This window comes from Phyllobacterium lublinensis (assembly GCF_020164435.1).
Classification (GTDB): domain Bacteria; phylum Pseudomonadota; class Alphaproteobacteria; order Rhizobiales; family Rhizobiaceae; genus Phyllobacterium; species Phyllobacterium lublinensis.
Genome location: NZ_JAIUDQ010000022.1, coordinates 66,078 through 73,815, shown reverse-complemented (window position 1 = coordinate 73,815; position 7,738 = coordinate 66,078). Strand labels below are relative to the sequence as shown.

9 protein-coding genes are annotated in these 7,738 nt (G+C 58.9%); 5 read left to right on the top strand and 4 right to left on the bottom strand.

Annotated elements, in window-relative coordinates:
• Positions 1-108: 108 nt before the first annotated feature.
• Both K9U38_RS20890 and pedA1 read right to left on the bottom strand, forming a co-directional pair.
• Positions 109-1,083: a YVTN family beta-propeller repeat protein gene (locus tag K9U38_RS20890; RefSeq protein ID WP_224496289.1), complete on the bottom strand. Its 975-nt coding sequence runs from the start codon at positions 1,081-1,083 to the stop codon at positions 109-111.
• A gap of 76 nt (positions 1,084-1,159) precedes the next feature.
• The gene (pedA1, locus tag K9U38_RS20885) at positions 1,160-2,392 is read right to left on the bottom strand and encodes a lanthanide ABC transporter ABC transporter substrate-binding protein PedA1 (RefSeq protein WP_224496288.1); all 1,233 of its coding nucleotides are present in this window, start codon (positions 2,390-2,392) and stop codon (positions 1,160-1,162) included.
• Between the two features lie 149 nt (positions 2,393-2,541).
• Here pedA1 and K9U38_RS20880 point away from each other — a divergent pair, with 149 nt between their 5' ends.
• The 5 genes from K9U38_RS20880 to K9U38_RS20860 are packed head-to-tail and all read left to right on the top strand — an operon-like array spanning position 2,542 to position 6,934.
• Complete coding sequence (locus K9U38_RS20880; protein WP_224496287.1) at positions 2,542-3,738, top strand: (5-formylfuran-3-yl)methyl phosphate synthase; 1,197 nt, start codon at positions 2,542-2,544, stop codon at positions 3,736-3,738.
• Entirely contained in the window at positions 3,735-4,373 is a 639-nt protein-coding gene (locus K9U38_RS20875) for an amino acid kinase family protein (RefSeq protein WP_224496286.1), read from the top strand. Before K9U38_RS20880 ends, K9U38_RS20875 begins: the two co-directional genes overlap by 4 nt.
• The gene (locus tag K9U38_RS20870) at positions 4,370-4,921 is read left to right on the top strand and encodes a flavoprotein (RefSeq protein WP_224496285.1); all 552 of its coding nucleotides are present in this window, start codon (positions 4,370-4,372) and stop codon (positions 4,919-4,921) included. The genes K9U38_RS20875 and K9U38_RS20870 overlap by 4 nt, the downstream gene beginning before the upstream one ends.
• Positions 4,914-6,329: a DUF6513 domain-containing protein gene (locus K9U38_RS20865; protein ID WP_224496284.1), complete on the top strand. Its 1,416-nt coding sequence runs from the start codon at positions 4,914-4,916 to the stop codon at positions 6,327-6,329. Before K9U38_RS20870 ends, K9U38_RS20865 begins: the two co-directional genes overlap by 8 nt.
• Entirely contained in the window at positions 6,326-6,934 is a 609-nt protein-coding gene (locus tag K9U38_RS20860) for a DUF447 domain-containing protein (protein ID WP_224496283.1), read from the top strand. Before K9U38_RS20865 ends, K9U38_RS20860 begins: the two co-directional genes overlap by 4 nt.
• A gap of 57 nt (positions 6,935-6,991) precedes the next feature.
• Here the strand turns inward: K9U38_RS20860 and K9U38_RS20855 are convergent, their stop codons facing one another.
• Together K9U38_RS20855 and K9U38_RS20850 are read right to left on the bottom strand one after the other, a co-directional pair.
• Positions 6,992-7,435: a type II toxin-antitoxin system VapC family toxin gene (locus K9U38_RS20855; protein ID WP_224496282.1), complete on the bottom strand. Its 444-nt coding sequence runs from the start codon at positions 7,433-7,435 to the stop codon at positions 6,992-6,994.
• 2 nt (positions 7,436-7,437) lie between these two features.
• On the bottom strand, positions 7,438-7,683 hold the full coding sequence (locus K9U38_RS20850) for a type II toxin-antitoxin system Phd/YefM family antitoxin (RefSeq protein ID WP_224496281.1): 246 nt from the start codon (positions 7,681-7,683) through the stop codon (positions 7,438-7,440).
• Positions 7,684-7,738 lie beyond the last annotated feature (55 nt).

Sequence of the window (7,738 nt, the reverse complement as noted above, 5' to 3'; positions counted from 1 at the left end):
CATCGGCCTGCGCATAGGCAAAGGACTGGGCGACTGCGATGCTGAGAAATGCGGCCAGAGCCATTGATCTGTATGTCGTCATGTTTTCCTCCCTTTAAGTGTAGTGAACTAGTTTGGAGCCACGGTCACGCCCCATGGCAATTGCCCGACGGTGACCGACTTGACCGGCTCGTCGGTCGCGGTGTCGATGAAGGTGATGTCGTTCGACAGGCCGTTGGTGCTGATGAGCGTCTTGCCGTCGGGCGTGAATGCCAGCTGCCAGACACGCTGGCCAACCAGGATGTACTTCTCCACCTCGTAGGTTTCCGCGTTCACGACTGCGACGCGGTTTGCAGGGCCGAGCGCGACATAGGCCTTCTTGCCGTCGGCGGTGATGCGCACGCCGACCGGCTGGATCTGCTCGGAGCGCAGGCCCTGGATCTCGAACTTGATCTTGTGGGTGACTTCACGGCTCTTGTTGTCGATGACCGAGACGGTTCCGCCGATCTCCGCCGATACCCAGACCTCGGAGTTGTCCGGCTTGAACTCGGCAAAACGCGGGCGCGAATCCACGAGCACATTGTCGCTGATCTCGTGGGTCGAGGTATCGATGAAATGCGCCATGTTGGTTGTCTCGGAGGTGTTGACCATGGTCTTGCCGTCCGGACTGATGCCCATGCCTTCGGGCTCGACGCCCACCGGGATCTCGGCAATCACATTCTTGCCCGCAACATCGATGACGGTGACAAGGTTGTCGTCCTCATTGGCGACGTAGAGCGTCTTGCCGTCGGGCGACAGGACGAAGAGCTCGGGGTCGGGTCCCGATGGCAGCGAGCCGACGATCTCATGGGTGGCGGTATCGATGATCTCGACCGTATCGTCGTCGCTGGCGCAGACGTAGAGCAGCTTGCCGTCATGCGAGATGGTGATACCGCGCGGACGCTGGCCGACATTAATGGTCTTGACGACCTCCATTGTGGCGGAATCGACGACAGTTACCGTGTTGTCCTTCTCGTTGGAAACGTAAACCATGTTGGCCCATGCGGGCTGTGCAAGAAGTGGCAGGGCCACGGTCGCAGCGAGCAGGCACGAAGGTCGTCGCATTTCAGTCCTCCCAAAAGAGCAATTCCGCCAAAAGTGTAAAGGGTTTTCCCATTCGGAATTGCGATGAAACAAAGAATTAATTCAGCTTGCACCTGGTCTCGGGGCGGTCGACCCCCAGCGTGTCGAGTTCCGAAAACTGATGCAGGAAGCCTTCCTGCGGCGATGTGGAAACGACGCCATGCCCGTCGCCAAGCAGGATCGGCTGCCGCAACTGCCAGTTCCACGTCCTGAAGGTTACCTTCTGTCCCTTGAAGGCGGCGATCGAGAAATCGTCAGCCTTGATGAAGGCCTCGACCTGACCCGCGTCGTTACCCTTGGTCCGCGTTACGGCCTCACCCAAAATGCGCACCGCGGTCCACGCCTGCATGTCCTTCGACAGCATGCGTCGTCCGGTTGCCTTGACGAAACGGTTCTGGATCTGCGAACCGCCCCATTGCTCGCTCGCAGGATGCCAGCTTGAAGGGACAAGCCCCGCGGTGCCTGCTACGGGCCGCGGCGTCCAGGTACGGTAGGGCACATAGCTGCCGAAAACCTCGCTCTCGTCGGCGACGACGACAACGTCGTGCTCGGGCAGGTTCTGGGTAAAGACCGGCATCTGCTTCTGCACCTGGATCACCCCGGTATCGGTCCTGCGCGCCGTCCCCTTGTCCTCGTAGAGCCGTTCCTCGACAATCGTCGCGCCGAAACGGGTCGCGGCGCGGCGAACCGCGTCGGCATAGAGCTTGTCATTGTCGTGTGAGCCGTAGAGCAGCACCCATCTGCGCCACTGTTTCCAGACCAGATATTGCGCCAGCCCGTCGGCGAGCATTGTCCGGGTCGGGGCCGTGTGGAAGACGTTCGGCCGGCACTCTTCCTCGCGCAGGATGTCGTCTGTGGCGCCGACATTGAAGAGCAGCACGCCATTTTCCCTGGCAAGGTCCGCTATGGACAGCAGCTGCCTGGCTGAAATGTCGGTCAGGATGAAACGGTCACCGCGGGCAAGCATTTCCTTGAAGGCAGGGACAACATCCGCATCGCGCTTCGTCTCGGTCACATCCAGTGCAAAGCTCTGGTTGAGGAATTTGCCCGTGGTATTATTGTCATTGATGGCGACACTAGCGCCGGCAACACCCTCATCCCGGGGAGGAATGTCCAGCACCGAAAGCGCAAGCTGCGGCTCATAGGCCCGCAGGTAGCCGATGCGGGTTTCGATACCGGCTTTGGCCGGTTTATCTGCTGGCGCCTCTTGCGCCGACAGCTCAGATACGTTGACGAAGAGCAAAAAAAAGCCGAATAAAAACACAAGAGTGTTTGGCACCATACTCTTCATGATCATACCATTCCGATTTGCCGCCAATCATGTGATGGTGGTCGCTTAAGAACAGAGGTGCCCATAGTGTTTTTAAACAAGCCAGTAGAAATCTCAACCCTTTCTGTCAGCTTATATTCGCCAACTCGCCGCGTTGAAGGATCATGCTGATGACGGAAATGCTGGCAAGCGCAAAGAACCGGCAGGAAGCGGAGATCGTCTTCCATAATGGCGCCGATATCATCGATCTGAAAGATCCGTCGAACGGTGCGCTGGGAGCGGTTGAACTATCCAAGCTTCTGGAAGTATTAGATTTTATTTCGGGTCGACGGCCCGTCAGTGCCGCTTGCGGCGATCTTCCAATGGAGCCAGAAACCATTCGCCGCAAGGCGGAAGAAATTGCGGCGACAGGTGTCGACTACATAAAGATCGGGTTCTTCCCTTTCGGCCAACTGTCGGCCTGCATCGAAGCGCTGCGACCCCTCGCGCAACACAAAAAATTGATTGCCGTGCTCTTCGCCGACCATCGCGGCGAGTATGCGCAAGACCTGCCCGCAAAGTTTGCCGCTGCAGGCTTTCACGGCGTCATGATTGACACGGCCGACAAGTCGGCTGGTCGTCTTCTGGACCATATGAGCCCGGATCAGATCGGGCATTTCGTCAGGGACTGCCAGGAGCAGGGATTGATGTGTGGCGTTGCCGGATCGCTTGAGGCGCCGGACGTTCCAAGGCTGCTGGCGTTCAAGCCGGATTTTCTCGGTTTTCGCGGCGCGCTGTGTGCGGGGCTGAGCCGCAATTCACCCGTTGACGCGCAGGCTACTGCAAGTATTCGGGCGCTGATACCCGAGGCCCAGGGACCAGGCGCTCCGGCTGGCGTCGATTACAAACTGCTGGCGGCGCGCGGCTATTTCCCCGATCCGGCTGAAGCGGAGCTAGGGACGGACAAGATATTCGTCCGCGATTTTGTACTGCCAGTGCAGATCGGTGCCTATAGTTTCGAGCATGGCAAATCGCAGAACGTGCGCTTCGATGTGACGGCCGATGTCTTGCGGGTCACGCGCAATCCCGAGGACATGCGGCACGTCGTTTCCTACGATCTCATCATGGACGGCATCCGGGGCATCGTGGCGAGGGGACATATCGAACTCGCCGAGACCCTGGCCGAGCAGGTGGCGGCGTTTGTCCTTGAGAATCCCCGCGTTACCCGCGTGGTCGTCCGGGCGGAGAAGCTCGAACTCGGACCCGGCGGCGTCGGTGTCGAGATAGAGCGGAAAAATGACGTGAAGAGTACGGCCAAGCCAAGACAATCCGCGAACAAGACCGAGCCCGTGCATGCGCATGGAGGCAGGAAGGGCGCATCCTCATGAAACTTCTCGTCGTGAAGCTAGGAGGAAGCACGGCGGGTCAGGAAGAAATGCAGCGCTGGATCGATGCCCTCGCCACAGCGACTTTTCCGCTCGTAATCGTACCGGGCGGCGGTCCGTTCGCTGACCAGGTCAGGCTATCACAGAAGCGCCTCGCCTATTCCGACGAAGCGGCGCATGCAATGGCCATTCTGGCCATGGATCAATTCGGCATTGCCATCAGCGAGCGGCATGTGCGTCTGCAGTCCGTGCGGTCGGTTGCCGAAGTGAGCCGTGTGCTGGCCGCCCGCCGCATCCCTGTCTGGCTGCCGGCCGGGATGACCCTCGGGGCGGCGGATATACCGGTGTCCTGGGACGTAACGTCGGATTCACTCAGCGCATGGTTGTGCGGGCAGTTGCGCGCGCATGCACTCCTGTTGATCAAGCAGACCGGAGAATACCGGAACTATTCAAGTGTGCGGGATCTGGCCGATGCGGGCATCGTCGACCGTATGCTGCCTACCATGCTGGGTCGCGACACGACCCTCTACATTGCCGGCCCGCATACGCTGGATACGCTCGATTTACCCTTGGCAACCATCCCCGGACGAATGATCATGCAGCACGGAACGCCCGCCGAAGGAATGCTCGCGCAATGACACAGCTTCATACGCCACGCTGGGCTTGGGCTCTGACCGGTTCGGGCCATTTCTTCGTGGAAAGCTTCGAGCTGATCCGCACCTTGGAGCATTGCGACGTCTTTGTATCGAAGGCTGCCAATGAAGTCCTGCGCATGTATGGACTCAAGCTCGACTTTCCGGAAACGATGCGGGTGCTGCACGACAAGACGGCAAGCTCCATCCCCATCGGGGGCTTCTATCACGGTGTCTATCACACGGCGGTCATTGCGCCGGCAACGTCGAACACCGTGGCGAAGTGTGTGGTCGGGATATCGGACTCGCTGCCGACCAATGTCTATGCCCAGGCGGGAAAATGTCTTGTGCCATCCATCGTGTTTGCCTGTGACACGGCGCCGGAACTCGAAACCATGGCCCCTGGCGGCATTGTCAAGGTCTATCCGCGTCCGATCGACCTTGAAAACACGGCCCGGCTGAAATCCTATGAGCGCACGCATGTCGTTGAATCGCTTGCCGAGCTGCAAGCGGCAATTGCCGAGCGCCAGAAAGTGATCGCTGAACATGGCTGAGCGCCTGCTGTTTTTGACCGGGCATCTGGCACGAGCACGGCTGGAACGGGTTCTGGCCGACCTCGGCAAAACCGCATTTACCTATGAGATTATCGATATCGGCGTGAAAGTTGCCGCGTTGATGACCGAAGAGATCATATCCCGGCGTCTCAAGTCGCCTGTTGCCGCCGACCAGATCATTCTTCCCGGCCGGTATAGGGGAGACCTCGACCGGCTGAGCGAGCGGTTTGGCGTCCGCTTCATTCGTGGTCCGGACGAGGTCGCGGATCTGCCCGCTTTTCTTGGGCGTGTTGGCAAGCCTGTCGATCTTTCGCGACATGACACGCGGATATTCGCCGAGATCGTCGACGCCTCGGCCCTGTCAATGGACGCTTTGATGCAACGGGCCTTCGGCTTGTCGGCTGCCGGCGCAGATGTCATCGACCTCGGATGCTTGCCGGAAACACCTTTCCCGCACCTGGCCGATGCGGTCCGGCGCCTCAAGGCGGAAGGGCTGTCCGTCAGCGTAGATTCGGCCAATCCCGAAGAACTCGAAGCCGGCGCTGCTGCCGGAGCCGACTATCTTCTCAGCCTCTCGGAAGAGACGATCGGTCTTGCGTTCAGATATGGCACGAAGCCGGTCCTCATTCCTTCGAATCCGGGCGATCTTGACTCGCTCGGCCGCGCCATCGATGCTGCGAAGGCGAAAAACATTCCCTTCATTGCCGATCCGGTGCTCGATCCAATCCATTTCGGTTTTGCCGCTTCGCTCGGGCGGTTTCTTGAAGCGCGCCGCCGCTGGCCCGATGTCGAATTGATGATGGGCACCGGCAATCTTACCGAACTCACGGATGCCGATTCGTCCGGCGTAACCGCTCTCCTTTGCGGTCTCTGCTCCGAACTTTCGATCGGCAATGTGCTCGTCGTCAATGTCAGTCCCCATACGCTGCGCACCGTGGAAGAACATGACCGCGCCCGCCGCGTGATGTTCGCGGCCAGACACGACCATGCACTGCCGAGGGGCTATGATGCAGGTCTGCTTCAGATTCATGACCGCAAGCCCTATCCACATACGGCTGCTGACATCGACGCGCTGGCCGCCGATGTGCGCGACGCCAATTTCCGGATCATGACAGCCCCCGACGGGGTGCACGTCTTCAACGGCAAGTCGCACCAGGTTTCCACGGATGCGTTCGAACTTTTTCCGGGCCTCAATGTCGAGAATGACGGCGCACACGCCTTCTATCTCGGCGCGGAACTGACGAAGGCGGAAATCGCCTGGAAACTTGGCAAACGATATGCGCAGGATGAACCGCTGGCCTGGGGAGTTGCCGCTCCGGACAAACAGCAGGATCGCACACGCCTCGCGGAGGCGGGACACACGTTGCGAGCAAAGGATGGGCGAACGAAGAAGGATGTGGCGCCATGACCTACATCAGGGAGACTATCGTAACGACGGTCGATGCCAGCGGCGTCGCCCACATAGCCCCGCTCGGCATTATCCAGAACGATCACGGCTGGATCATCGCACCCTTCCGCCCCTCGAAGACACTGGAGAATCTGGCGGCAATTCCCTATGCCATCGCCAACTACACGGATGATATGTTGGTATTTGCCGGGTGCCTGACGGGTCGCCGGGATTGGCCGACCGTTGCTGTGAAAGATTGCCCGGTACCGCGCCTCAAATCTGCACTCAGCCACTCGGTCCTTCACGTCGAGTCGATCAGCGACGATGGACTGCGGCCGCACCATTTTTGCAGAGTGGTTGCCGAGGCGACGCACGCGCCGTTCACGGGACTTAACCGCGCCAAGGCCGCCGTGCTCGAACTGGCGATCCTGGTCAGCCGTCTGCACATGCTTGCCCCGGAGAAGATCGATGCGGAGATCGCTTATCTCACGATCGCGATCGAGAAAACAGCCGGACCTGACGAGCAACAGGCCTGGTCATGGCTCATGCAAAGGGTCAAGGACCATCGGGATGCCGCCGATGCAAAGGGCAAGCAGGCGGTGCATCATCACGGTGGTCATATTTAGAGCACTGGCTGACCGGAGAGCCTTCGGCAGACCATTTCTATTTAAGTAAGAAAGACTCTAGGATGGCAATGTCCCGAATGGATTGTGATATTTGACACCTAGCGGCCTGAAGTCTCTTTCATTGACTGTAAGCACAGTCAGCTCATTTTTCTTTCCGGTTGCGGCAATCGCAATATCCTCAAATCCCGGGCTGATACCGGCCGCTCGGGCTGTTGTCATCATATGCCCGGCGATGCGCGCAGTATCCAGATCAAGCGGCAGAATGCGATTGCCATAATAGTGGCGGACCTCTCCCCACCATTCTTCGAGATGGCGTGATTTTCGTGTGGCGCCTGTTCTGGCAGCATTCGCTATGCCATCTTCGATTTCGGCCGCTGTGATGACCGAAAGCCACAGGTGTTCCGACCTGCTGATGATCCATTCAATCACTTTCTCATCAGCTTCGGTTCTGCGCGCCGCAGGCGCAAGTAAACTGATGACATTTGTGTCGAGGAGATACACGATCAGAAAGCTGAGCGGCGCAAAGACCTTGCAGGCTTGCGGGCTGGCAGGTCGCCCTCCTCCAACGGCGAATTGGTCAGCAGCCAACCAAGCGAAGGGACTCGGCTCAAACGCTCGTATTCGTCGTAGCTGATGATCACAGCCTCGCGCTTGCCGTGACGTGTAATGACAGCTGTATCGCCCGCGACTGCTTCGTCGATGACACGAGAGAACTTTGCCTTGGCGTCCTTCAACTGGATTTCTTTCATCGCGCGATTCTCCAATGTGACCCTAGTGGTCATATGTAATGAAGAAATTCAATCG